Below are 24860 nucleotides of genomic sequence, written 5' to 3' on the forward strand. Positions count from 1 at the left end.
GAGAGTTGAAAAAATATTGGGTTTTAAAATACCAGATTCAATCGCGATTACTATAGGTTATTTATTGTACCTTATATGCTAGAAATATTCTTAGGACGATGACCCGTGAAAAAACAGATATTACCGCACAGGAACTATTCTCAAAACTAACGGCAACCTATGCAGAACTAACGGATACACTATTACAACAGGCTAAAAAATATAAAAAAGGCAGCTACATCTTTGAGCAAGGTCAAGTTCCCAGAGGGGTTTATTATATTAAATCAGGTTGGGTCAAAATATCCAAGATAGGTGCTGATGGAAATGAAAAAGTACTTCGTTTGGTCACTAAAAACCAATTCATAGGGTATCTATCGTTAATCAAACGTTGGAATTTTCAAAGCAGTGCCGTAGCGATAGAAGACTGTGAGGTGTATTTTATACCGAAACAAATATTCTTAGAGTTATTGGCAAAAGACAATGATTTTGCATCATTGGTCGTAGAAATGCTGGCCGATGAATTGGCAGAAACCGAGAACCACATAGACACCTTATTGAGCAAAAATGTGCAGGAGCGTCTCACCAATTTACTATTGGGTCTTGAACAAACCTCTGACCGTAATGTGGAGTTTGATGATAGCTTTATTCGTCTGCCTAAAAAGGAACTCGCAAGTATCATTAATATTACCCCAGAAACTTTGAGCAGACATTTAACAGCACTTGATGAAGATGGACTCATAGAAAACACAAAAAACCATATTGAATTATTGGACAGAAACGGATTATTAAAGAAGAGCAATTTAAGAGATTAATAAACCTACGTATTGAGTTAAAAAAAACGATACCAAAATGCAATTAGATAAATTCACCATAAAAACACAGGAGGCTATACAGCAAGCGCAACAGATGGCAATGGAAAAAGAAAACCAAACCATAGAGTGTGGTCATCTTTTAACCGGAATGTTTGCCGTAGACGAAAATGTAATTCCTTTTTTGTTTAAAAAATTAGCCATAAACCTAGAAAATGTTAAAGCGGCTTTAGATAGGATTGTAAATGGATACCCAAAAGTAAGCGGGGGCAAATTATATATAGGCAATACTGCCAATGAAGCGTTGTCCAAGGCGCAAACCGTTATGAAAGAGTATGGAGATGAGTATGTGTCGATAGAGCATTTACTTATCGGTTTGCTCAAAGTCAAAGACGCTGTAGCACAACTTTTAAAAGATAGCGGTCTTAAAGAAAACGAACTTAAAAAAGCCATACAAGAATTGAGGAAAGGAGAAAAAGTGACCAGTCAAAATGCAGAAGAAACCTATAATGCCTTGGGCAAATACGCGATCAACCTGATTGATAAGGCAAAAAGTGGTAAGCTAGACCCTGTTATCGGAAGAGATGAAGAAATACGCAGGGTATTGCAGATTCTTGCCAGAAGAAGTAAAAACAACCCCATATTGGTAGGTGAGCCCGGTGTTGGTAAAACCGCTATCGCCGAGGGTATTGCCTTTAGAATCGTAAATGGCGACGTACCGGATGATTTGCTGGAAAAAGAAATTTATTCCCTGGATATGGGTGCCTTGATTGCCGGTGCAAAATACAAGGGAGAATTTGAAGAACGTTTAAAGGCCGTAGTGAACGAAGTAACAGGTTCGGAGGGCCGTATCGTTTTATTTATTGATGAGATACATACCTTGGTCGGTGCTGGTGGCGGTGAAGGCGCTATGGATGCCGCCAATATTTTAAAACCTGCCCTCGCCAGAGGTGAGCTCAGGGCCATTGGTGCGACAACGTTGGCAGAATTCCAGAAATATTTTGAAAAGGATAAGGCGCTGGAAAGACGTTTCCAAAAAGTTTTTATAGATGAACCCAGTGAGGTAGATGCCATTTCCATCCTGAGAGGTATTAAAGAGCGCTACGAGAACTATCATAAAATTAGAATAAAGGACGAGGCAATTGTTGCTGCTGTTCAACTTTCCATTAGATATATCACCGATAGGTACTTACCTGACAAGGCCATTGACCTTATCGATGAGGCAGCCGCAAGGTTACGAATGGAAATGAATTCCAAGCCAGAAGAGTTGGATGTGCTTGACCGCAAAATACAACAACTTGAAATCGAACGGGAAGCTTTCAAACGTGAAAAGGATAAGGAAAGATTAAAACTAATAGCAAAGCAACTGGCCGAACTGGAAGATGAGCGTACCCAGATAATGGCAATCTGGAAAGAAGAGAAAGAAGTAGTCACCACCATCCAAAACGCAAAGCAGGAAATAGAAGACTTAAAATACCAGGCAGATAGGGCTGAGCGAGAAGGTGATTTGGCCAAAGTAGCAGAAATCAGATATGGCGAAATCCCTAATAAAGAAGAAGCCCTAAAAGATGCCATTGCCAAACTTCAGGAGTACGAAAAAAATGGTAAGCGTTTGGTAAGAGAAGAAGTCACTTCTGAAGATATTGCAGAAGTCATTTCTAAATGGACCGGCATTACGGTTAGTAAGATGCTACAAAGCGAAAAGGAAAAATTACTAAAAATCGAAGAAAACTTGCATCAACGTGTTGTGGGGCAAGAAGAAGCGATTAATGGTATTGCCAGAGCGATTCGCCGAAGCAGAACCGGATTATCGGACGAGAATAAGCCCATCGGTTCTTTTCTCTTTTTAGGAACCACGGGTGTAGGTAAAACAGAACTGGCCAAAGCCCTTGCGGAGTATCTTTTTGACGATGAAAAATTGATGACGCGTATAGATATGAGCGAATACCAAGAAAAACACGCCGTATCAAGATTGGTAGGTGCGCCCCCGGGGTATGTTGGGTATGATGAAGGCGGTCAGTTAACAGAAGCCGTTAGAAGAAAACCCTACTCTGTAGTACTGTTGGACGAAATTGAAAAAGCGCATCCAGATACTTTTAATGTGCTGTTGCAAGTCTTGGAAGATGGAAGACTAACAGACAATAAAGGACGAGTAGCCAATTTTAAAAATACCATTGTAATTATGACCTCAAATATGGGGTCTGATATCATTCGGGATAATTTTGAAGGAGCTACTGAAAAGAACATAGACAAAATAGATGAAGAGACAAGGATTCAGGTTTTTGAGCGTCTAAAAGCTAGTATCAGGCCTGAGTTTTTAAATAGAATAGACGAAGTCATTATGTTTCGACCTCTTTCTAAAAAAGACCTGGAAGGTATCATAAAAATTCAATTCAAAAATTTTGCAAAAGTCTTGGCAAAACAGAATATCACGTTTCATATTACCGATAATTGCCTGGAGTTTCTTAAAGAAGAAGGTTTTGATATGCAGTTTGGTGCAAGACCATTAAAACGTGTTATCCAACGTAAGATTTTAGATGAAATGTCCGTAGCAATGCTAGAAGATAAAATTGCGCCAGATATGCATATTGTCATTGATGTTTCGGATAACAAAGTGGTTTTTAGGGAGCCGGCCAATGCAGAGGAAGAACAACCTTTTTTTGAAATGGAAGTTTAAGTAAAACAGATTTCATAATGGGCATTTGGGTATACTTTCCTTTATGCCTGTTTTTCTTTTTATAGTACAACGAATTTTAAAATTTAAACAAAATACTGACGATAAAGAAACAAAAAGGATACGATAGATGATGGATACTATTAGTTTCAATAATGGAAAACTTACGGTTCCAGACCACCCCATTATCCCATTTATTGAGGGAGACGGTATTGGTCCGGATATTTGGTGGGCAACCAAAAGAGTTTTGGATTCGGCCATTGAGCGTGCTTACGATGGTAATCGAACAATTAAATGGAAAGAAGTTCTGGCAGGCGAAAAGTCCTATACCGCAACATCAGAATGGTTGCCCAGTGAAACTATAAATGCTATCAAAAAGTACAAGGTGGCGCTCAAAGGCCCCTTAACAACACCTGTGGGCGGTGGTTTTCGCTCACTTAATGTGGCATTACGGCAGCAATTGGATTTGTATGCCTGTGTAAGGCCTGTAAAATGGTATGAAGGTGTTCCATCCCCTGTGAAATTGCCCCATTTGGTCAATATGACTATTTATAGGGAAAACACAGAAGATATTTACGCAGGTATAGAATGGAATCACGGTACACCAGAAGTTGAAAAGGTCAAGCGTTTTCTCATTCAGGAAATGGGAGTAGACCAAATTCGTTTTCCAAATACGGTTTCCATTGGTATAAAACCTGTGTCTAAAGAAGGTTCTGAGAGGCTTATTAGAGCAGCCATTACCTACGCCATAAACCAAAAAAAAGACTCGGTAACCTTTGTACACAAAGGTAATATTATGAAGTTTACCGAAGGCCAATTCAAAAAATGGGGCTATCAATTGGCAAAAACAGAATTTGGAGCCACAGACTATCAGGGTGGTCCTTGGTTAACTGTAGAAAAAGATGGCCACCGACTCATTATAAAAGATGTCATTGCCGATGCCTTTTTGCAACAGATATTGCTAAGGCCAGCCGACTATGATGTAATAGCCACCTTAAATTTGAATGGTGATTACATTTCTGATGCCCTGGCAGCAATTGTTGGTGGTATCGGAATAGCGCCCGGAGCCAATATAAATTATGAATCTGGTGTTGCCTTGTTTGAAGCCACCCACGGCACCGCACCAAAGTATGCTGGACTTGATAAAGTAAACCCCGCTTCTTTGATACTGTCTGGTGTAATGATGCTGGAATATATGGGATGGCAAGAAGCAGCGGATTTAATTGTCAACGGTCTTGAAACAACGATTAAAAAAAAGATAGTTACCTATGATTTTGCAAGGTTGATGGATAAAGCAACATTGGTCAAATGCTCTGAATTTGCGGAGCATATCATACATTATATGTAACAATTATGAACTAAAATGAAACTCATACAAGCATTTAGGATAAAAAGAAACCAAATAGAACTGGTTTTAAAGTAAAAAATGATACATGGAAGAATTTAAGACACAACTATACGAACGCTTAGAAAGTTATTGGGACACACTAATAGCATCTATACCAAAAATCACAATTGCCATCATCATTCTCTGTGTTTTTGTACTGATTGCAATTTATCTGGGTAATTTTTTAAGAAAACGATTGGGCAAAAAGGCCAAAAATCAGCTAGCTCTAAATTTTATCGTACGATTGGTAAAAACAACGTTGATTATTATGGGCTTCATATTGGCGATGCATACACTTGGTTTTACTGGATTAGCTGGAGGTCTGTTAGCAGGAGCAGGTGTGGGTACAGTTGTTCTTGGTTTTGCTTTTAAAGAAATAGGAGAAAATTTTCTTGCAGGTTTTTTATTGGTATTCGACAGTCCTTTTCAAATTGGTGATACTATAGAATTAAATGGAAATTTAGGAAAAGTGATGAATCTTTATTTTCGTACTACCCACTTAAAAACATTTGATGGAAAAGATGTTTATATTCCCAATTCTTCAGTAATTACAAACGATTTGTACAATCTAACACAAGACGGTTTTTTACGCCAGCAATTTACAATAGGTATAGACTATGACGATGATATTGAAATGGCCAGAGAAAAGATTATTGAACTGGTTAATAGTAAGGAAGATGTTTTAAAAGATGAACAAACACAAGTTTTGATTGACGAATTTGGAACAAACACCGTGAATTTAAAAATACTTTTCTGGGTAAAAACATTTGATTACAAGGTATCTGCAGCTGAATTGAAAACGGAAATTATGCGGGATGTGAAAAATTTGCTAATGAAAAACAATTTTGGGTTACCTGCCAATATACAAGAAATTAAAATGTACAGACCCGACCCGATTCCTGTCATAATTCAGCAACAAGAAAAAAAGAATTAAGGGATGCTTATGTGAAATGTAAGTCGTTATAAAATTTAAAAAATCAATACACAATCACTAAAAATAAGAATCATGAATGCAATAGGATTAGACACCGAAAAAAGTAAAGAATTAGCAGATAAATTAAGCGATTTACTCGCCAATTATTCTGTTTTGTACCAAAATGTAAGAGGGTATCATTGGAATTTGGAAGGCGATAAATTCTTTGAACTTCACGTTAAATTTGAAGAATTGTACAACGATTTAATACTTAAAATCGATGCCATTGCAGAACGTATCAGAACCCTTGGTTTTGCCTCTGAATATCGGTTTACCGAATATTTAAAGCTTTCGGAAATTAAAGAATCTTCGCAAGCAACCGATGGCAGAAACTCGGTAAAAGAAATCTTGGAAGCATTCAAAATCCTTTTGATTAAGCAACGAGAAATTCTGGACTTGTCCGACAAAATCAATGATGAAGGTACCAATAGCCTAATGTCAGACTATATAAGAGAACAAGAAATATTGGTTTGGATGTATTCTGCTTTTTTGAATTAACTATTAAAAAGTCAAATAATAGAATTTATTGATATGAGTGTTTTATCTAAAGAAAAAAGAAATGAGCTTTCGCCAAGAGAGGCTTTAGAAATTTTAAAAGAAGGAAATAAGCGGTTTATTAAAAATATTAAAATGAACCGTGATTTACTTGAGCAGGTCAATGAGACCGCAGAAGGGCAATATCCTTTTGCTACCATTTTAAGCTGTATGGATAGTAGAACTACTGCTGAATTAATTTTTGACCAAGGATTAGGGGATATATTCTCTATCCGGATTGCAGGGAACATCATCAACGATGATATTTTAGGTAGTATGGAGTATGCTTGCCAAGTAGTTGAGTCAAAACTTATTGTTGTGATGGGACACACAAACTGTGGTGCAGTAAAAGGTGCTTGTGATGCTTTTGAACTAGGTCATTTGACACCATTGTTAACCAAAATACGACCAGCGATTTATAAAGAACAAAGCGTAGCTGAAAACAGAAATTCGTCTAATAAGACGTTTGTTGAAAATGTTTCGGCTCTAAATGTAAAAAACTCAATGGAGGCGATTATGACTAGGAGCATTGTGCTTAACAATTTAATCCAACAAAAAAAAGTGGGTTTGGTTGGTGCCATTTATGATGTCGCAACAGCTAGTGTAAGGTTTATTGAAGATTCTTATGGGTTTTAGTTTCTTTCATTTTACAATTAGAAAATTATTGATTATTAATGAAAAATAAGAGATAAGTATGGGGAATTTCGATCTTGATAATTATATTACAATTCACTCAAATACATTTAGATTAGCCTTGAGTGTTCTTGTTTTGATGTTGATGCTTTTATTACGTTCTGTTGTACGTAAAAGAATTAAAAATCTTTCCATCCTTCATTCCTATGAGGCTCATCGACTCTTACTTATTCGCAAAATTACAGCAATATTGTTCTGGATAGTTTTAGGTGTTATTATTTTAACCATTTGGGGTGTGAATCTAGAGAATATTTGGGTATATATAGGTAGCTTCATAACATTAGTTGCAGTTGCTTTCTTTGCCATATGGAGCATACTAAGTAATATAGTTGCTGGCATATTGATTTATCTTCTTAACCCATTTAAAGTAGGTTCAAAGTTAAAAATGTTTGACCCTGAAATAGTGGCTACCGTGAAAAATATTAATCTAATATTTACCGAATTAGAAGATGAAGAAGGTGTGTTTAGTGTTCCAAATAACCTATTCTTTCAAAAACCTGTTAAAATTTTAAAAATAAACTAGCATGCTTTTAAAGAAAAGAATCCCTCTAGCCTATATTGCCAAGAACATCAAATACGAATTGTTTGCCGTTTTGGTGTTCAATTGTATCATAATTTCCTTAAAATATTATATTGATTTAAGTTTTAAAATACCAATAAATATTGTTGCTTTTCTAGGAACGGCCATATCGCTTGTATTGTCATTTAAGTTAAGCCAATCATATGATAGATGGTGGGAGGCAAGAAAGATTTGGGGAGCTATAGTTAACGATTCTCGTAGCTTTACACTTCAGCTTAAAACGTTCTGTAAGGATATGGGATTAGTTCGTAAGGTTTCTTTAAGACAGGCTGGATGGAATTTTGCCCTCGCCAACCACCTAAGAAAATTAAAACTTCCAGAGCGCGACCTTGAGCGTTTAATAGTTTCAGAAGAATTAACAAACTTGAGGCAACAGGCTCACCCACCACTGGAACTTTTAAATAAAAATGAAGAAGAGTTAAAGAAGATGCACCTTAGTGGTCTTATAAACGATTTTCAACAAATCCAACTCGATAGCACCTTAGTTAGACTTTGTGCATCAATGGGAAAGGCCGAAAGAATAAAAAACACCGTATTTCCCACTACTTATATTCTTTATCTCAGGTTATTTATTTTTATTTTCCTTGCAATTTTGGTTGTGGCTCTTGATGAAATAAATCCATTTGTAGAGATTGGTATCGTTATGGGGGTTGCCATACCTTTTCTTCTTTTACAGAAAACAGCCATATACTTACAAGACCCTTTTGAAAATAGGCCAACGGATACACCTATGACCACAATAAGTCACGCTATAGAAGCCAATATTAGAATGCTGTTGGGTGAAAAAGTACAGCCCACTAAAGCAACTGATGACTTTTACATAATGTAGTTAAAAACCAATGTATAATAAATTAATAATTGAGTAGTTGAAATGGCTTCTGTAATATCCTTTTTAATCATAATTGCTATTTCTTTGCTCATAACCCGAATAGCAGCAGTAGCGTTTTCCTTAACCGGACTTTCTCGCGATATTGCCAACTTTCAAGCCCTTTCTGCGTTTACGGGCGTTGGGTTTACCACATCTGAAGCAGAGAGTATACTAAGACATCCAATACGGAGAAAGATTGCAATGCTTCTTATGTTATTGGGAAATGCCGGTATAGTATCCGCAGTGGCTTCACTTGTAATTACATTCACAAATGAGAATAAAACTTGGTACAGTGATTATGTGACTTCAGGTATCATTATTTTATCTATCCTACTTATATGGCTTATCTACAGAAGCAAGTATGTTAAAAAAGGGCTAGATAAAATAATCTCTTTTATGCTAAGGAAATACACAGACCTTAAAATAATTGATTATGAGCACTTTTTAAATAGGGATTTAGAATATGATCTTGACCTAATAAGTATTGGCGAGAATCATTGGCTCGCCAATAAAACAATGAAAGAAGTACGCTTAAAAGAAGAGGGTATTGTGGTTTTAGGAATTGAACGTGATGGTAGCGGCTATATAGGAGTTCCAGATGGTGATTTCAAAATTAAAACAGATGATGTTTTAAAAGTGTATGGCAGAAAAGAAGCTATACAAGATTTAAGTGACAGAAAGCTAGTGGATGGAGATAAAAAACACAAAGAGGCAGTACTTGAAGAAAAAAATATAAAAGATTTTGAGCGGGAGTTTGAATTGAAAAATCGCACCAAAAAATAAGATTCACAATTACTTATTAAAATGCCCAAAAACTGTAAAACAAAACCAAGATGTTTCCACTATTGAAACATCCTGGTTTTATGTTTTGTAATGAGCTAAAGAGTTAAATTAATCTAATGCATTTTTTAATTTTTCTTTCAATCTGGCAAAGCGTGTTTTAAAAGACTCTTTTGCATCATCCCATTCATCATCAGCGATATCAACCAATTTCTCGTATTTAGCTTGTAGCTCATCCCTTTTTTCTTCGAAATCATCGATTTTTTCTTGGAACTAATGCTTTAAATTTTCAGACGCTGTCTTCATTTTTAGCTTTAAACTATCTATTTCGTTTGAAATATCGTTAATCTGTTGTTTGGCTTTAGCTTCAAATACCACTCTTTCCATATTCAATTCCGCTATTTCCTCTTTTAACTTATTGGATAACTTACTAAAAGAAGCCTTTGCTTTATCCCATTTATCATCGGCAATTTCTGTGAATTTCTCGTATTTGGCCTCTAATACATCCTTTTTTTCTTCAAAATCGGCAACAGCTTTTTGATAGTTCAATTTTAAACTTTCAGATGCGGTTTTCATTTTTAGCTTTAAACTGTCTATTTCTTTTGAGATTTCGTTAATTTACTGTTTTGCTTTTTCCTTAAATGCTTTTCTTTCCATTTTTTTAAAATTTGTGTTTTGTTTTCTTAAAATTAGCACAAACTGATTTGTGAATACTTTGTCACGGTATTTCTTTCTTTAAATAACTTCTATAATAAAGATTTGTTGAATTGCTTTATTTTAAAACCAAAATAAATGGCTATTGCACCATAAATCATTAAGGGTATTGCTGTTAAATAAATAACACTAAACACCCCAATTAACGGATTAATTAAAATTAAAAAGCTGAAAATGAAAATGAAAATACCGGATATCAAAGGTAACCACCACATAGATATCTTCATTTTCTTGAATAGAAAGGCATTACTAATTCTGGACACAGCAATAAACATCATCCAAAAACCGGCAAACAAAACCAGAGCTTCGGCTGACATCTTTGGTTGAAAAAGTAATGCAGTACCAATGATTACTTCAAAAATGCCTAATAACAGATACCAAATCCAATCATCAAAGACTTTTCGGTTTTGCACCGAAAAAATAACATTCATTAGCCCGTTAAACAAAATGAACCAACCGAAAACCAAAGCAAGCCCAAGAAAGGCACTCATTGGCTTACTTATGACAAATATTGAAGCTGCAAAAAGAACCACACCCAAAAGCACAGGCATCCACCATTTGTTAATTATAGTTTTTTCCATAGTATCAAAATTTAGTGTTAATCGATACTATAAAATTAATTGGATCTTGATAAATATTTCTTGATTTGAATCAAGATGGGGCAAAGAATTTCAGTTATTTATGGTATCAATTACACTGCCTTGTTGAAATCATTCTATCCTTTTTTATTCATTTAGGACCTATCACAAATAATGTTTAAGGCATTCTTTTTTATGTTGACTTTTACCTCATTTAATTTCCCTAATATTTGACCATCTACTTGAAACAACTGAGCTTTGTCAACCTTTATTTTTACTTTATCTGTTCTTATAATTTCCACATAGGGTGAGTTTTCTATAGTACCCATAAAAGCAGACAATGTAATATTAACAAGAGCATTTAGAGGTATGGGCTTAAAAATAACCACTTCAAAAGTTCCATCATTTAATTTACTGTGTGGACTCACAACAGCACCCGTTCCATAACGTGCAGCGTTTGCCACAACCACCATATCTGCTTCATAATTTCTTTTTTCGCCGTTGGCTTTAATGGTATAGGAGGACGTAATAGCATTTTTTTCTTTAAGGGATTTAAAAAAAGCTTTCGCGTAAGCGAACATTCCCCGCTCTTCACTTTCTTCAAATAATTTAATCATACTCGCATTAAATCCAAAATCACTAAGATGAAATGCATAGGTGTTTTTATTGATACAGAGGGCATCGATAGCATTAGTCTTGCCGGTAAAACATAAATGTAATGCTTGTTCAATATTTGAGGGTATATTTAGCTCTACCGCTAATCCATTTGCAGAACCAGCAGGCACTATTCCTAATGGTATCTTAGAATCCATAAGTAGTGTCGCTACTAAATTTATGGTGCCATCACCACCACAAGCAATAACCTTGGTTGGCTGTAATAATTTTATATAGTCTAAAATAAAGTTTTCATCATTTTTACCTTTGGTATAAATTAGTGTATATTCTTCTTTATATTTAAACGCTATTCGAGCAATAAGTTCCACCAATTGTTCTTTAGCAGTGTTTCCTGAGATTGGATTTAAAATAAATAAATAATGCCCCATAAGTACAATTGACTTTTGTTTATAAAAATAGAAATTAAAACTAGTGTACAAATTAAAATATGAATAAAAAGAAGCGGTTGATGCCTTATATAGGCTATGGCAAACCCAATACAATTATTTTGATGGGTTCTGTTTTGTACAGCAGTGCAGTTAAAGATGCTAAAAAAGAAGATTCCAAGTGGCGTAATTCAAAAAAAATGCTGCAATTATTTCTCGCAAAGCCAACGGTCAACGAACAGGTGACCATCCTATTCCACAATCATTCAAAAACAATAACGACAGACAAAAATGGCTATTTTAAAACCACACTACAGCTAACTTCTGAAATTAAAGCAGGCTGGCACAGCGTTTCCTATTACTTGAACAAAGACACACCCTTTGAGGTAAGCGCAGAAAACAAATGTATTATAATAGATGAGTCTGTTTCTTTGGGTGTTATATCAGATATTGATGATACCATTGTAGTATCGCACTCGCACCGATATAGAAAAAAAATATGGACGGCACTTTCCAAAAACGCAATGACACGTAAACCCAATAAAACACTATCCAAATTCTATAATAAACTTCGCCCAGATAAAAATCCTTTCTTTTATGTGAGCAGCAGTGAACGGAATTTATATGGTTTTTGGAGCCACTTTATGAAGACTAATAATTTCCCTTCTGGTCCCTTGTTGCTAAAAGAACTGAAATACGGTTTTACAGATTTTATTTTTTCTGGTAAAGGCAAACACCATCATAAATATGAAAAAATTACGGGTATACTGGATTTCTACCCTTTCCTATCTTTTATTTTAGTGGGAGACAATGGTCAAAAAGATGTAGAAATATATCACAGCATTGTATTGAATTTTCCTGAAAGAATTAAAAGTATTTTTATTGTTCCAACGGTAGATAAAAGACTGAATAAAAAGATAGTAGCCGATTGCAAAAAACACAATGTGAACATCCTCACTATTAATAATAGTATCGAATCTTTAAATAACGCCTTAAAAGAAGCGTGTTTATGATATCTGCATACGAAACAAAATAATTTAATAAGTGCCTACTACCGGGAATGCTCAACCAATATCTTACTATTTTTGTGAGCTAATAAAAAAGCCAAAATAATATTAGTATGGCAACCTTTATTCTTAAAATAATTGATGAAATTTTACCAGACATACATATTAATCTTTTTCAATTTCCTTTTTTTTACCGCTCAGGCTCAACTCGTAAATATTGAAGCAAAAAGAATGCAGACAGATTCTACGCGCTTTGTACTAAAGGCAGATTTGCTCACTAATTATAGTGATAACAACGGTGAATATGTATTACGTATCGGGTCAAATATTTCAACACAATTGAAATCTAAAAACCTAAAAGACATCTATTTTCTGGTATTGAACTATAACTTGGTTCGTACAAAAGATGAAGATTTTCAAAATGCCTGGTTTGCACATTTAAGATACAATCATAAAATAACAGATTTTTTCCGTTTAGAGGCTTTTGTACAAGACCAAAACAATACACAACTAACCATAATAAGAAGAAAGCTCGTTGGTGCAGGAATTCGTGTTAAACTACTGAACAAGAAAAATACCACATCTTATTTTGGAAACACGTATATGTACGAAATAGAAAATCTTAATAATAGTGATCAACGTTTCTTTAATCACAGAAATAGCAGCTATCTTTCTCTTAATCAGTTGTTCGAAAAGATAAATTTACTACTTACAGGAACCATATATTTTCAGCCACTTTATAGAGATATAAAAAATCATAGAATATTATCTCAGTTCAAAGCAGAGCTACCCTTAACTAAGGTTATTAGTGTCTCTGCACTTTATAACTACGCCTTTACCAAATTTTCTTCCAATCTAGAAGATGACCGTTCATCCAATATTAATTTGGGTATTACTTTGAGCTTGTAAATCTTTTTTACTATATAATGATGATATTTGCAGTAAAATAATCTGTATACACAACAGTTATCTACAGATATTTTATCCGCATCTATTTATTATTGTATTTTGCAATTACAATTAAGAGCGTAATTTTTCTTGTCAATGGTAGTTCAGAAATTGATAGAAAATAGTCTCATCTAATCTTTACTTTATGGTGCTGCCTTTTATCCTTCTTTATTTTTTTACGCTTCCTGTAGACCTTCCCAACGCTACCAATACTTCCTTGTATTTTAATATTGTAGTTAAGGATAAAATAGTGGGAAGTTTAAAAGCTGCACAAAACAGTAAAGGTTCCAAAACCAATTACCATAGTTCAACTACTATAAAGACACGAATTATCAAGGATATTTCTGTAAATCATAGATATGATGTCACCTTTGTAAATAATATTTTGAAAAAAGCAGATGTTAATATTACCGTTAATAAAAAACCACACACCAAAACAGTTACACAATGGGAAAATAACAGGTATCAAGTTATCAAAAACGATAAGAATTTATCAGTATTAAAAGATTCCATAGATTACGCGACTATTTTGCTTTATTTTAAAGAACCGATAGGTGTTGACCGTTGTTACTCGGAACAAGACGGGAGTTTTAACACCATCATTTCCTTGGGAAACCATATGTACAAAAAATTAAATTCAAAAGGCAAGGAGAATGTATATTACTATAAGGATGGTGCTTTAAAAAAAGCAATCATTGATGGAGGGCTAGTAGATTTTGAGATAACTGCAAAAGACTAATTTAAAAATATGAAATTAAAATATAAATATTAGTGATGAATATTGGTTTAGTACTCTCAGGTGTTGGAATAAGGGGTGTAGCGCATATAGGAGCAATAAAAGCCTTGGAAGAAAGTAGCATTATTCCAACACATATTGCCGGAACAAGTGCTGGGTCGGTTGTTGGTGCTTTATATGCAGCGGGTATCGGTTGGCCAGAAATGTTAGCCTTTTTTAAGACCGTCCCCGTTTTTCATACAAAAAAATTGCTCTTAGGAAACCCAGCTCCAAGAGAACTGAAGCGCAATTATATACTGTTTCCCGAAGTACTTGAAAGTTGGCGAACTTTAGGCCTCTGCTCTCATATCCTATCTTTTTGCAAAGCGTTCTTTCAATTTGATAGCCAGCAAAAACAGATTCTTTAGAAAATTCCGCTTGCTTTCTTGAAGTATAAACCTCAATTCCCCTAGCATTCGGATTATCAGAATGATTACAATGTAAAGAGACAAACAAATCAGCTTTTAGAGCTTTGGCCAATTTGGTTCTATCCGATAGCGAAATAAACGTATCAGTATATCTGGTTAAATAAATATCTAAAGGCTTAACCAATTCGTTATTTAGCATCAAAATCTCGGATTTAAGACTATTGAGGATTATGGCAGCACCAAATTCTATTGTTTTGATGATTTGGGTATTGAACCTGCTGGACGATTCTATAGTAAAGATTTGAATGTAATGGGCGAAGTGCTCTTATCTCGATACGAGTTATACCTACAAACCAAACATAAAATCAAAACACACGCCACAACAAACCTAAATGCTGAAGAATTGGAAGACCGCTATGGCAATCGTGTTCGCAGTAGAATGCGCGAACTGTTTAACTTGGTCGCTTTTGACACAAAGGCTGGGGATAAGCGGAAGTGAATAATATAAAATAATTAGTAAAAATCATTTAAATCAAATGATTGGCATTAGCACTATTGTTCATTATGTCCCTTTCCATTAAAAATCTTGGGCATCGCTTTTTCAATTCTCGATTCTCGGGTTTTAGATTGCTTGGCCCCAGAGAAGTGCAATAAATATCCTCTTTGACGCCCTGGTGTTAGTTCGTGGAATGCCCTTTTAAAGTCTGGATGTTCTTTAAATACTTTTTCTAATTCTTCAGGGACTTCATAATCGGATGTCTTTTTCATTTCCACTTCTAATCCTGCTTTTTCCACTTCAATGGCTTCGTAGATATATTCTTTAATTATTTTTTTCTGGTCATTGATTTCTTGAAAATTTTTAAATCGTAGTTGCCTTGCAGACTGTACGTTTTTCGTCTGTTGCACTAAAATATCCTTTTCATCTTTCAATAAAACGCCTTTGTGGAATAGCAATGCACAGTAATTTTTAAACCCGTGGATAAGCACAATATTACTGCCTTTGTGTGTATAGCAAGGTTTTCCCCATTTAAATTCTTCCTTTAAATCTGTGCTATGAACGATTTTATGAAGTAACTCGTATTCTTTTTGCCATTTACTGGAATCTTCAAAAAATGCTTCGATACTTTTCTTCATTTTGTGTTGTTTTTTAAGTGGCTTACACCTCTTTGGTTTACTTGTTTTTTATTGCATTCATTCTTGCGTGCGATAGAAGAACTTGTTTAATCACGGTTGAAGGTACCTCTTGGTCAAATTTAATCTGCACCGTTCCCTTTCCTGTTTTATATCCTTTGTCTTCAAATAATTTGCGTTCTTCTTCACTTAATCCGTTTTCGCTAAATCCGAGACTTACGTGTTTTGAATAAACAGCAAAACCTCCTAAAACTCCGCTCAGTTTATAATTCGGAACATTCCAAGCAATTCTTTCTTCCGCTTTTGGAATAGTTGATTTGAATATTTCACGAAGTTCTTTCATTATCTGATGTGATTCTTCTTTTGCATTTTCGATGTATTCATCTACAGTTTTTGGTTTGCTCATTATGCCAAATTTTTGGATGTTAATTTTTTATTCTCTGGTCTGAAATACCAAGATATTAGTGTTAAAACCAATAGCAATAAAGGTGGTAATATTTTTAAAATCGAATCGCCAATTGCAAAATGTGAAATTATTGCTCCAGACATTGCAAAGAAAAAACCTGCATAAGCCCATTCTTTAAGTAAAGGGAATTTAGGTATGAGGATAGCAATGGCTCCCAAAATTTTCCAAACTCCGAGAATTGTCATCAGATATGTCGGATATCCTAAATCGGTCATCATTTTTACTTCCTCTTCCATTTTAATTAATTGCACGATTCCGGTTGAAACCATACCCAACGCCAACCAGATTGTGGCAACCCAATAGATAATTTTGGTTCTCTTTGTCATAATTTTTTTTCAATTATACCTTTTCAGTCACAACTGCAAGGTTGTTTATTATTTTCCACTCGTTATCTGAATCTAACACTAAGGAATTGTAAGAAATGAAATCATATTTTGAACTTTCAATCCGTAATTTTACATTAGCTATAATTCCGGTTTGGTTGATTTCTTCTATTTTCATCTTTCTTGGTACACCACCAAAAATGCCACTTCTAATCTTTTTCAAGTAGTCTTTCTTGTTGATTACGGTAACTCCTTGCGTTCCCATATATCCGTTATTGGCAACTCTGAAATCTTTATGAAGCACTTGGTCCAAAATTGAAACATCGCTCGTATCGCCTCCCTTTACAAAGTTAATTATGGCTTGCTTTATTCTTTTGGTTTCGCTCATATCTTCTTTGCCATTTCTTCTAATTTGTTATGAGCCATATTCAGACCTTGTGCAAATGGTTTTTTGAGTAATTCGTTCCTTATTTCAATAGATCTAAAAATAATGTGCATTGTTAATTTGCTTGTTTCACTTGTTAGCGATTCAAAATCAATAAATTCAAGCTGGGCGGGAAGTGAGAACACATCCATTTCAAAAGTGCGAACAATCGACTTGTTTGGGGTGAACCCGTGGAATGTTCCTTTTCCACTAAAGATTACATCTCCTTTTGAATTACGTTTTTCAAAGTGGTACTTTCCATACTGTTTGAATTCAAACTCAATAAGGTCACTACCCCATCCATTGCTCAAATAACTCCTTATCTTCAAAAGCATTATAAAGCGATTCAACTGATAAATCAAAATATCTTGTAATCTTTATTTCTTGTTTGCCATCCTCTGCAAACACCTTAGTTTTTTGTACCATATTATTTAGGTCGATTTTTTTTTATTAGAAATTCCAGTTTGTTGAATCTGTCATCCCATAGTTGTCTAAATGGCTCGATAAAATCAGCTATATCTTTCATTCCGTTTGGATTTAGATGATAGTATATTTCTCTTCCTGTTTGTTCTTGTTTCAGAATTTGACACTCTGTGAGGATTTGGATATGCTTTGAAATTGTTTGCCGAGATGAGTCAAAATTTTCAGCTATTGCCGTTGGTGTCATCGCCTGCATTGCGACCATTGTAATAATAGCTCTTCGAGTAGGGTCGGAAATAGCTTGGAAAACATCTCTTCTTAATTTCATTACGCAGTTATTTAACTGCTAATATATGCGCAATCATTTAACTGCGCAAAAATTTGGTCTATTTTTTTTAAGATTTTGGTTTTCTTAAATCGGAAATAATAGATTTAATTTCCAAGAAACATTGAATTAAAATTTCTTTCAAACTTTTTGTTAATTCCAAAAATATATCCTTCATAGCGTCATTCTTTGATTTGTAACCTTCCCAAAATGGATAGTCCTATTGCAAATACATTATCATCCACTTTTAAATGTCGAGCTTCATCCTCATTGCTCATAAAACCTAATTCCAATAGTATTGAGGCGCAATACTCAACAGTTTCCCGCAGCACCTGAAAGTTGGCAAACTTCACACCTCTACTCTCAAAACCTAAATTCTTATTTAGGTCATCTCGTAGTTGAAAAGCAAGCCAAGTAGCATTATCTGAGTATTTAGACATAGCCTTAGCCACATAAACTTCAATACCTCTCGCATCAGGATTATCAGAATGATTACAATGCAAGGACACAAATAAATCCGCCTTTAATGCTTTGGCCAGCTTGGTTCTGTCCGATAATGAAATTAAAGTGTCTTTGTACCTTGTTAGATAAATATCCAAAGGCTTTTCCAAGTCATTATTCAACTTCAAAATGGCATTTGCAATAGACAAAACCACATCCTTTTCTTGGATGCCGTTTATGCCAATTGCACCAGCATCTTTTCCACCGTGTCCAACGTCAATTATTATTCGTTTTTGAGCACTCGTTTCTTGCCCCAAAATGATACACACTTTCAGAACCAAAATCACAAAACTGACGTTTTTAAGCACTTTTTTCATTTTTAAATTTCGGGTTATCAACAACTTCACTTCAAAATTCCATAGAATTTGATACCAAATAATAACAACGGAAATCAAACAATATAAAATAATATTTTATTCACAAATATTTGATTTTCAGTTATTTATGTTCAAATATATGTAATTTTCCATGAACGAAAATGAACTAAAAATTTAAACTTTTCCGTTATGAAAAAATCACACTATTTAGCATCCATTCTTTCGCTCTTATCCACTTCGCTTTTTGCTCAAATTGGTGGCATTGAAGATTCAGTTAATGATGTTGGCGACACTATCCGAACTATTTTTCCAATACTACTCGGTGTAATCTTCCTTGTAGGTTTCCTGTTCAACGCAGGACATTTTTTTGGGGAAAATGCAGATTTAAAAAAGGGGATTACCCGAGTTTTAGTATTTGTATTGATTGCAGGTGCAGTAGTAGGCATCTTTACTTACCTAATAGGAATCGTTGTATAAATGAAACGGTTCGAGGTCTATAAAAACATCAGGAAAAGGGCGGTCATTTTTGGGCTGCCCATTTCCCTGTTTGCCTTAATGATGGTTTCCGTTTTGGCTTCGTTGCTCATCATCATCTTCTCTTTCAGCTTTGGGATAATAATAGGTGTGTTGGTGTTCAATGCTTCCCTATATGTGGCGCTGACAAGAATAGCCCACAATCCGCAGCTTTTCCAAATGGCAAAGGCATTTCCGCGAATCATTAGTAACAAAAGAAACTCGGGCTTCGATTATGAACAAAATTAATCTTTCGGCATATCAACCCATTGTAGATATTCAGGAAAATATCGTATTTGCCAATAATGGCAACGTAGTCTTGTGCTATAAAGGTAATCTACCGGAAATCTATTCGCTTTCTGAAAAGGATTTTGAGGATATGCACGGTGCTTGGTTTCAGGCTTTGAAGTCGCTGCCAGTTGGTACTGTGGTTCACAAGCAGGATATCTACCTCAAGAAATCATATACTTCAGAACAACTACCAAATTCTACCTTTTTGGAAAAGGCTACTCACAAGCATTTTAAAGGTCGTGGACATATCGAGCACAGCTGTTATTTGTTCTTCATCCTGACCAAAAATAAGGCACTCAACAATCCGAAATACGTCAATCCCTTCAGAAAAGTTTCAAAGGGAATTGTACAGGAACTGGATGACAACATTAAAAGTTTCGCAAATTCGGTTAGTGATTCGGTTTCTTTCATTAACAATAGCCGAAAGATGAAGTTTGTTTCGCTTAAAGCGGAAGAGATACAGCAACTAACAAGTGCCTATTTCAATGGCTTCAATGAAGGTTATGATACCGATATTTTACTTGATAAGAAAAGCGTCAATATTGGCGAAAACCATTTTGATGCCCTTGCCATCAACAGCGAACTGTGCTTTGGCGAAAGTGTACAGAGTAGCAAAACCAATGAGAAATTCACTTCTGACGATTTTGTGTTTCATCAAGGGTTTATTGATGGCTTAGGGCTTACGCTTAATGAAAACCACATTGTCAATCAGATTTTGTATTTGGATGACAAACAAAAGTGGCGCAAGATGCTCGATAAGAAAATTGAGGAACTGAACAAAAGTTCCAACTTCGGTTCACAGAACAAAGTGGTGCTTGGTAAAATCCAGCACATCCTTGACCAAATCAATGCCGATGATAATGCCAGAATTATTCGTGGTCATCTCAATATTGTCTATTGGGCAAAAGAAGCCAAAGAGCTCGATAAGATAACCTCAAAAATCAAGACTGAATTTAAGGAATTGGATATCATCCCATATTACCCACGAGGCGAAGAACGTAAGAATTACATCCTAAATAGTTACTGTTGCTTCTCATCCAATTTCTCGAATAATGATTTATACGTAACCGATTTAAAACACGCGCTCTGCCTGTTTATCAATAATACCAACTACAAAAGCGATAACACCGGAATCATCTTTAACGACCGTGAACATAACATTCCTGTCCTAAAAGATGTTTGGGATGAAAAGAAGAAACGTATCAAGGCACGAAACTTTGCCATTTTTGCGCCAACTGGCGAAGGCAAATCGTTCTTAGCCAATAACATTTTGCGCCAGTATTTTGAAAGTGGTGTTCGTCTGGTCATTATAGACTTAGGCGGTTCATATACTAAATTCGCAAAGCTCTATCCTGAAAAATATACGGTGCTTCGCTATGAAAGTGGAAAGAACCTTGGTATCAATCCATTTTACATCAGTGACACAAACGACCTCACACCGGAACGATTGGAAGACTTATCGGTTTTTCTATTTGAACTATTTGCTTCGGACTTAAAGGTTACAAAAGCCCAATCGGTATCGGTCAAAAAGATACTGCGCCACTATTACGATAGCACTTCTGAAAATCACTCTTTAGATGGTTTTTACAGCTTTATAGAAAGGTATCAGGAAGATCTTCTGGACACCCTTAAAATCCATCCCGACTACTTCAATGTTACCAGCTTTTTGCACGTAATGTCCGAATACGTCGGCGATGGTCTATATAGTTTCCTATTTGAAGTGAGCGAAGACCAGACCTATAAAATTGAGGACAAACGATTAATTGTCTTTGAGCTGGACGAGGTAAAGGATAATAAGGAAATCTTGTCCGTGATGCTCAAGCTCATCAAATCTGCTATCCAAAGAACCATTTGGAAGAACAGAGCTGAAAAAGGAATTATCCTATTTGATGAGTTTGCCAAACAACTGAAGTTTGACAACGTATTGGAAAGTGTAGAATTCTACTATCAAGCTATTCGTAAACAAAACGGTGCGATTGGTATTATTCTACAGTCAATAAATCAATTGCCCAACAATTCGACTTCAGCAAGTATTCTCGAAAACACACAGGTCATTTACAGCCTTAACAATGAAAAAGGCTATGATGAACTTGTTAAAAGGCTCAACCTATCCAGCCACGACCTGAACCAATTAAAATCCATCAAAAACAACCTTTCTGGTCCACGCAAATACACCGAAATGTTCATCAAAATTGGTAGGGAAAGCAACATTTTCCGGCTCGAAGTTCCGAAGGAAGTATATGCAGCTTACCTGACCGATGGACAGGAAAACGAAGAAATAATGAAGCTCTACAATGAGCATAAAGATATGCAAAAAGCAATAATTCAATTCACATCTAAAACATAATATTATGAAATCGAAGATTCACGAATACCAAAACAAATTTTTTACAATGAGTAAAACAAAAATCAAAATTTTAGTAATGACCGTAGCCCTTACCTTATTTATGTCTGGCAATGCCAATGCACAGGGAATGCCCACTTATGACAATACCAATTTTATCAGTTTGGTAAAACAACTATTGGAATCAGGTAAACAGACCGCTCAAATGATTAAGTCTGTAAAATTCCTAAAGGATGCTAAAGAAGCCATCGAGCAAGTATCAAGCGTAGTTCAACAACTCAACGCTGTCCAAGAAATTGCAGACAATAATCAGCGCCTTATCAATGTAATGCAAAATGATTTACAGGACATTTTAAACTCTCCTTACATCAAACCCGATGAAGTTTCAAGAGTTATGGAATCATTCGATGCAATAGTCCAAAACTCATTAGAAACGGTAGATTTTATTGATGAAGTTTTATCCAGCGATTACCTAAAAATGAGCGATGCCGAACGTGCCGAAATACTCAAAGTTAAAGAGCAAGAATCGAAACAAATGGTTTCTACCATTACCACTAAAACAAAACGCTATCGAGATATTATTTCTTTCAGAAAAATGCAGGATAAAGTAAATAACCGAGAAACAGATTACTAAAAATGACCGCAACCATACTTTTAGGGATTGGGTTGGAATACATCGATGCGGTGTTCCAGACCATACAGAGCAGCAACTTCTCGCAATACACTATTGCCGGAATGAAAACGCTCGCTGTCCTATTTTTTCTGGTTAACATCCTGAAAAAGTACAATGAAGGTGTTGCGGATAAAGATGGTTATACTTGGGGATTGAGTCCAGGGGACTTGATGAAGAATTTTGCCATTGTCATATTAGTAATTTTCTCAACGCAGGTGTTAGGGTTCTTTGATGGGATATTAGTGGCCATTGAAGGACAATATCGAGGAACGGCACCTGCCTTGTTGCCTTTACAGATGCAGGATATTCCTTTAGAGGAAGACGTAAGTCTTTTTGATGCTGCGAGCTCAGCAATGACCCTTTTATACGAAGCTTTAGTAACACCATTGTATGGGTTTAAGATATTGGCATTTATTCTAAGCACTATACTTTGGATTCTTGACCTATTCATTTATCCGTTGTTTTTGGCAGAGCGTTTTTTCCTTTTGGGGATAATGCAAGCGTTCTTCCCTTTGGTCATTAGCCTTGCAGTATTTGAAAAATTCCGTTCACTTGCTTATACATTCTTCAAGTTGTATGCTGCTGTATATATGTTAGTGCCGGCATTCTTTTTAGTCAATGTATTTGTTAACGCTATTTATACGGAAATCAACACCAATTTCTGGGTCAACTTATTTGGTACCGATACAGGTCAAGGCTTTTTTGCGCCTGTGATTCAATTAGGTTCTGTTGCATTTATTGTTTTCCTGAAATTCAAATTGTACAAACGAGCAACGTCCTTTACGCTCAGATTGTTTACTGCCTAAGGCAGATTAAAAATAAGAATATGAAAACACCATACAAGAATATTTATAACGTCCTAAAATTGAATCGGTTTATCGTTTTGGCTGTTGTCGTCTGTGCCTTACTGTCCAGTACCTTTTCAGTTTGGATGGTATTCAACACCAATCAAAAAGCGCTCAATAGTGCTTTTGCAATCAATACAGATGGCAGTATAATTCCCCTGAAACTCGTGACTCAAAAGGAAAATTTTAGGGTCGAAGCATTAGCACATTTGGATCTGTTCCATAATTACTTCTATAACATCGATGCCAGTAATTATGAAAGGAATTTGGAAAAAGCACTTTGGTTAGGCAATAGTTCTGTGGACAATCTTTACCGTCAGAAAAAAGCTGATGGCGTTTATAACCGATTGCTTCAGTATTCATTGGTTCAAAAAGTATTGAGTATCGATTCAAGAATAAATAAAAATAATGGCTCATACAGTTTTACAACTACCACCATTTTTGAAATTAACAGAGGTTCTATAATTGACACCTACGAATTAGTTTCCACCGGAAACCTAATTATGGTTGACCGAAACTTTCCCAACAATCCGCACGGACTTTTAATTACAAATTACTTCGAGAACACTTTAAAAAAACTGAATAATGAAAGTTGAGCCGACCCGACTGCCGCTGGGTGGTTAATCGGCATTTAAAAAAACACGATTATGAAAGTAGAAAAGAATAAAATAGTATTTGCAGCAGTATTGGCCGTGATTTTCATATTCCTTATTTCCTATTCTGTAATGGTAATGGGCGATGATGATAGCGAGAACGAGAGCCTGCAACAAACATTAATTCCTGATTTGGAAGAAAACCAAAAAGAGTACGATTCTAAATTGGATGCCATCAATGATTTAAAGGAAGTGCGTGAAAATAACGCACCCAGCATCTATGATGAAAAGCTTATAGACTCATTGGGCTTTTATGACCCAGATTTGCCCGAACGTGAAAAAGAACGCATTGTGGATAGTATTTACGATGCTGGCAAAATTCGATATTCTGAAAAACGCTATCAAAATTTGGGACAAAGAAAAGTTGTTCAAAAAAGCACAAAGCAAATCGATTCATCAGAAATTAAACGAGAACAAAAAATCGAAGCCAAAGAATTGGGTTTGGAACATCAATTGTTTTTTGCTGCTGCGCCAAAACCTAATGAGTTTTCAATCCTCGGAAATACTGATGAGACCATATATGTAGTTGTCGATGGCGACCAAGTTGTTAAGGCAAATACCAGATTACGGATGCGCCTAACCAAAGCTGCAACAATAAACGGTAAGTTGATGCCTAAGAACACACCCATTTTCGGTTTTATAAGCTTTCAGCCGAATCGTGCACTCATTGAAATTGAAAACATTAAGCATCATCCTACAAAACTCAAAGCTTTTGATTTGTCAGATGGTAGTGAAGGTATTTATGTACAGAACAATTTTCGAGCAGAAGCCACCACCGAAGTCTTGGACGATATTATTGGCGATATCAACATTCCCACCGTACCACAAGTTGGTGGTATATCCAAAGTACTCAGACGTAACAACCGAAACGTAAAAGTTACGGTATTGAATAATTATAAATTAATTCTAAAACCTAAATTATGAGCC

The 24860-nt window shown here is 35.4% G+C and carries 31 protein-coding genes and 2 pseudogenes; 20 read left to right on the forward strand and 13 right to left on the reverse strand.

All coding sequences use genetic code 11. The annotated features are described in order from the left end of the window. The first annotated feature begins 98 nt into the window (after positions 1–98). The 9 genes from B2Z27_RS15495 (at position 99) to B2Z27_RS15535 (ending at position 9280) form a co-directional block, all read left to right on the forward strand. A complete protein-coding gene (locus B2Z27_RS15495) occupies positions 99–791 on the forward strand; it encodes a Crp/Fnr family transcriptional regulator (RefSeq protein ID WP_286814324.1) in 693 nt (230 codons plus the stop codon). 37 nt (positions 792–828) lie between these two features. Then, positions 829–3465: an ATP-dependent chaperone ClpB gene (clpB, locus tag B2Z27_RS15500; protein ID WP_286814325.1), complete on the forward strand. Its 2637-nt coding sequence runs from the start codon at positions 829–831 to the stop codon at positions 3463–3465. A 127-nt stretch (positions 3466–3592) separates the two neighbouring features. Next, on the forward strand, positions 3593–4810 hold the full coding sequence (icd, locus tag B2Z27_RS15505) for an NADP-dependent isocitrate dehydrogenase (protein ID WP_286814326.1): 1218 nt from the start codon (positions 3593–3595) through the stop codon (positions 4808–4810). Between the two features lie 85 nt (positions 4811–4895). Next, complete coding sequence (locus B2Z27_RS15510) at positions 4896–5783, forward strand: mechanosensitive ion channel family protein (RefSeq protein ID WP_286814327.1); 888 nt, start codon at positions 4896–4898, stop codon at positions 5781–5783. Positions 5784–5846: 63 nt separating this feature from the next. After that, the gene (locus tag B2Z27_RS15515; RefSeq protein WP_414673391.1) at positions 5847–6320 is read left to right on the forward strand and encodes a Dps family protein; all 474 of its coding nucleotides are present in this window, start codon (positions 5847–5849) and stop codon (positions 6318–6320) included. 33 nt (positions 6321–6353) lie between these two features. Next, positions 6354–6992 (forward strand): carbonic anhydrase family protein, encoded by a 639-nt coding sequence (locus B2Z27_RS15520; protein WP_286814329.1) that lies wholly within the window; start codon positions 6354–6356, stop codon positions 6990–6992. A gap of 58 nt (positions 6993–7050) precedes the next feature. Continuing rightward, complete coding sequence (locus B2Z27_RS15525; protein ID WP_286814330.1) at positions 7051–7572, forward strand: mechanosensitive ion channel domain-containing protein; 522 nt, start codon at positions 7051–7053, stop codon at positions 7570–7572. Position 7573: 1 nt separating this feature from the next. Beyond that, entirely contained in the window at positions 7574–8458 is an 885-nt protein-coding gene (locus B2Z27_RS15530) for a bestrophin family protein (protein ID WP_286814331.1), read from the forward strand. A gap of 42 nt (positions 8459–8500) precedes the next feature. Next, a complete protein-coding gene (locus B2Z27_RS15535) occupies positions 8501–9280 on the forward strand; it encodes a TrkA C-terminal domain-containing protein (protein WP_286814332.1) in 780 nt (259 codons plus the stop codon). A gap of 270 nt (positions 9281–9550) precedes the next feature. Here B2Z27_RS15535 and B2Z27_RS15540 read toward each other — a convergent pair whose 3' ends face one another. The 3 genes from B2Z27_RS15540 to B2Z27_RS15550 all read right to left on the reverse strand — a co-directional run bounded on the left by B2Z27_RS15540 (position 9551) and on the right by B2Z27_RS15550 (position 11612). Further along, complete coding sequence (locus B2Z27_RS15540) at positions 9551–9853, reverse strand: hypothetical protein (RefSeq protein ID WP_286814333.1); 303 nt, start codon at positions 9851–9853, stop codon at positions 9551–9553. A gap of 170 nt (positions 9854–10023) precedes the next feature. Continuing rightward, a complete protein-coding gene (locus B2Z27_RS15545) occupies positions 10024–10572 on the reverse strand; it encodes an HdeD family acid-resistance protein (protein ID WP_286814334.1) in 549 nt (182 codons plus the stop codon). A 152-nt stretch (positions 10573–10724) separates the two neighbouring features. After that, complete coding sequence (locus B2Z27_RS15550; RefSeq protein WP_286814335.1) at positions 10725–11612, reverse strand: diacylglycerol/lipid kinase family protein; 888 nt, start codon at positions 11610–11612, stop codon at positions 10725–10727. A 59-nt stretch (positions 11613–11671) separates the two neighbouring features. On the opposite strand from B2Z27_RS15550, the gene B2Z27_RS15555 reads away from it, so the two are divergent. From B2Z27_RS15555 to B2Z27_RS19840, 4 genes are all read left to right on the forward strand, one after another. Continuing rightward, complete coding sequence (locus B2Z27_RS15555; protein WP_286814336.1) at positions 11672–12622, forward strand: phosphatase domain-containing protein; 951 nt, start codon at positions 11672–11674, stop codon at positions 12620–12622. 225 nt (positions 12623–12847) lie between these two features. Beyond that, positions 12848–13525 (forward strand): DUF481 domain-containing protein, encoded by a 678-nt coding sequence (locus tag B2Z27_RS15560; protein WP_286814337.1) that lies wholly within the window; start codon positions 12848–12850, stop codon positions 13523–13525. Positions 13526–13709: 184 nt separating this feature from the next. Continuing rightward, positions 13710–14303 carry a DUF6134 family protein gene (locus B2Z27_RS15565; protein WP_286814338.1) on the forward strand — a complete coding sequence of 198 codons (594 nt, stop codon included), beginning with the start codon at positions 13710–13712 and terminating at the stop codon, positions 14301–14303. Between the two features lie 35 nt (positions 14304–14338). Continuing rightward, positions 14339–14707, forward strand: a complete 369-nt coding sequence (locus B2Z27_RS19840; protein ID WP_339634141.1) for a patatin-like phospholipase family protein — start codon at positions 14339–14341, stop codon at positions 14705–14707. Here B2Z27_RS19840 and B2Z27_RS15575 read toward each other — a convergent pair. Continuing rightward, positions 14613–14906 (reverse strand): annotated as a pseudogene (locus B2Z27_RS15575) (N-acetylmuramoyl-L-alanine amidase family protein); the annotation flags it as partial. The gene B2Z27_RS19840 and the pseudogene B2Z27_RS15575 overlap by 95 nt on opposite strands. A 3-nt stretch (positions 14907–14909) precedes the next feature. On the opposite strand from B2Z27_RS15575, the pseudogene B2Z27_RS15580 reads away from it, so the two are divergent. Continuing rightward, positions 14910–15206: pseudogene (locus tag B2Z27_RS15580) on the forward strand (ATPase); the annotation flags it as partial. Between the two features lie 53 nt (positions 15207–15259). Here the strand turns inward: B2Z27_RS15580 and B2Z27_RS15585 are convergent. From B2Z27_RS15585 to B2Z27_RS15615, 8 genes are all read right to left on the reverse strand, one after another. After that, positions 15260–15841, reverse strand: a complete 582-nt coding sequence (locus B2Z27_RS15585; protein ID WP_286814340.1) for a YdeI/OmpD-associated family protein — start codon at positions 15839–15841, stop codon at positions 15260–15262. Positions 15842–15878: 37 nt separating this feature from the next. Beyond that, positions 15879–16244 (reverse strand): iron chaperone, encoded by a 366-nt coding sequence (locus B2Z27_RS15590; RefSeq protein WP_286814341.1) that lies wholly within the window; start codon positions 16242–16244, stop codon positions 15879–15881. Next, a complete protein-coding gene (locus B2Z27_RS15595) occupies positions 16244–16630 on the reverse strand; it encodes a DoxX family protein (protein WP_286814342.1) in 387 nt (128 codons plus the stop codon). Before B2Z27_RS15595 ends, B2Z27_RS15590 begins: the two co-directional genes overlap by 1 nt. A 13-nt stretch (positions 16631–16643) precedes the next feature. Next, positions 16644–17015 (reverse strand): nuclear transport factor 2 family protein, encoded by a 372-nt coding sequence (locus B2Z27_RS15600; RefSeq protein ID WP_286814343.1) that lies wholly within the window; start codon positions 17013–17015, stop codon positions 16644–16646. Continuing rightward, positions 17012–17386 (reverse strand): SRPBCC domain-containing protein, encoded by a 375-nt coding sequence (locus B2Z27_RS15605; protein WP_339634147.1) that lies wholly within the window; start codon positions 17384–17386, stop codon positions 17012–17014. Before B2Z27_RS15605 ends, B2Z27_RS15600 begins: the two co-directional genes overlap by 4 nt. Continuing rightward, complete coding sequence (locus B2Z27_RS19845; RefSeq protein WP_339634149.1) at positions 17343–17477, reverse strand: hypothetical protein; 135 nt, start codon at positions 17475–17477, stop codon at positions 17343–17345. The genes B2Z27_RS15605 and B2Z27_RS19845 overlap by 44 nt, the downstream gene beginning before the upstream one ends. A 1-nt stretch (position 17478) precedes the next feature. Next, on the reverse strand, positions 17479–17799 hold the full coding sequence (locus tag B2Z27_RS15610) for an ArsR/SmtB family transcription factor (RefSeq protein WP_286814344.1): 321 nt from the start codon (positions 17797–17799) through the stop codon (positions 17479–17481). A 179-nt stretch (positions 17800–17978) separates the two neighbouring features. Further along, positions 17979–18614: an N-acetylmuramoyl-L-alanine amidase family protein gene (locus B2Z27_RS15615; RefSeq protein ID WP_286814345.1), complete on the reverse strand. Its 636-nt coding sequence runs from the start codon at positions 18612–18614 to the stop codon at positions 17979–17981. Positions 18615–18803: 189 nt separating this feature from the next. Here B2Z27_RS15615 and B2Z27_RS15620 point away from each other — a divergent pair, with 189 nt between their 5' ends. Then, positions 18804–19091, forward strand: coding sequence for a hypothetical protein (locus B2Z27_RS15620; RefSeq protein ID WP_008610937.1), 288 nt, complete (start codon positions 18804–18806; stop codon positions 19089–19091). Between the two features lie 17 nt (positions 19092–19108). On the opposite strand, the gene B2Z27_RS19870 is transcribed toward B2Z27_RS15620, so the two are convergent. Further along, positions 19109–19333 carry a hypothetical protein gene (locus tag B2Z27_RS19870; protein WP_414673607.1) on the reverse strand — a complete coding sequence of 75 codons (225 nt, stop codon included), beginning with the start codon at positions 19331–19333 and terminating at the stop codon, positions 19109–19111. Positions 19334–19362: 29 nt separating this feature from the next. On the opposite strand from B2Z27_RS19870, the gene B2Z27_RS15630 reads away from it, so the two are divergent. Genes B2Z27_RS15630 through traM form a run of 5 tightly spaced genes read left to right on the forward strand, consistent with a single transcriptional unit; the run spans position 19363 to position 24857 of the window. Continuing rightward, positions 19363–21765, forward strand: a complete 2403-nt coding sequence (locus tag B2Z27_RS15630; RefSeq protein ID WP_286814347.1) for a TraG family conjugative transposon ATPase — start codon at positions 19363–19365, stop codon at positions 21763–21765. A 46-nt stretch (positions 21766–21811) separates the two neighbouring features. Then, positions 21812–22396 (forward strand): conjugal transfer protein, encoded by a 585-nt coding sequence (locus B2Z27_RS15635; protein ID WP_414673608.1) that lies wholly within the window; start codon positions 21812–21814, stop codon positions 22394–22396. A gap of 2 nt (positions 22397–22398) precedes the next feature. Beyond that, positions 22399–23241, forward strand: a complete 843-nt coding sequence (locus B2Z27_RS15640; RefSeq protein ID WP_286814348.1) for a hypothetical protein — start codon at positions 22399–22401, stop codon at positions 23239–23241. 20 nt (positions 23242–23261) lie between these two features. Then, a complete protein-coding gene (locus B2Z27_RS15645; protein ID WP_286814350.1) occupies positions 23262–23876 on the forward strand; it encodes a conjugal transfer protein TraK in 615 nt (204 codons plus the stop codon). Between the two features lie 51 nt (positions 23877–23927). Further along, on the forward strand, positions 23928–24857 hold the full coding sequence (traM, locus tag B2Z27_RS15650) for a conjugative transposon protein TraM (protein ID WP_286814351.1): 930 nt from the start codon (positions 23928–23930) through the stop codon (positions 24855–24857). The last annotated feature ends 3 nt before the right edge of the window (positions 24858–24860 follow it).

It is taken from the genome of Maribacter sp. UBA3344 (genome assembly GCF_002362375.1).
GTDB classification, from domain to species: domain Bacteria; phylum Bacteroidota; class Bacteroidia; order Flavobacteriales; family Flavobacteriaceae; genus Maribacter; species Maribacter dokdonensis.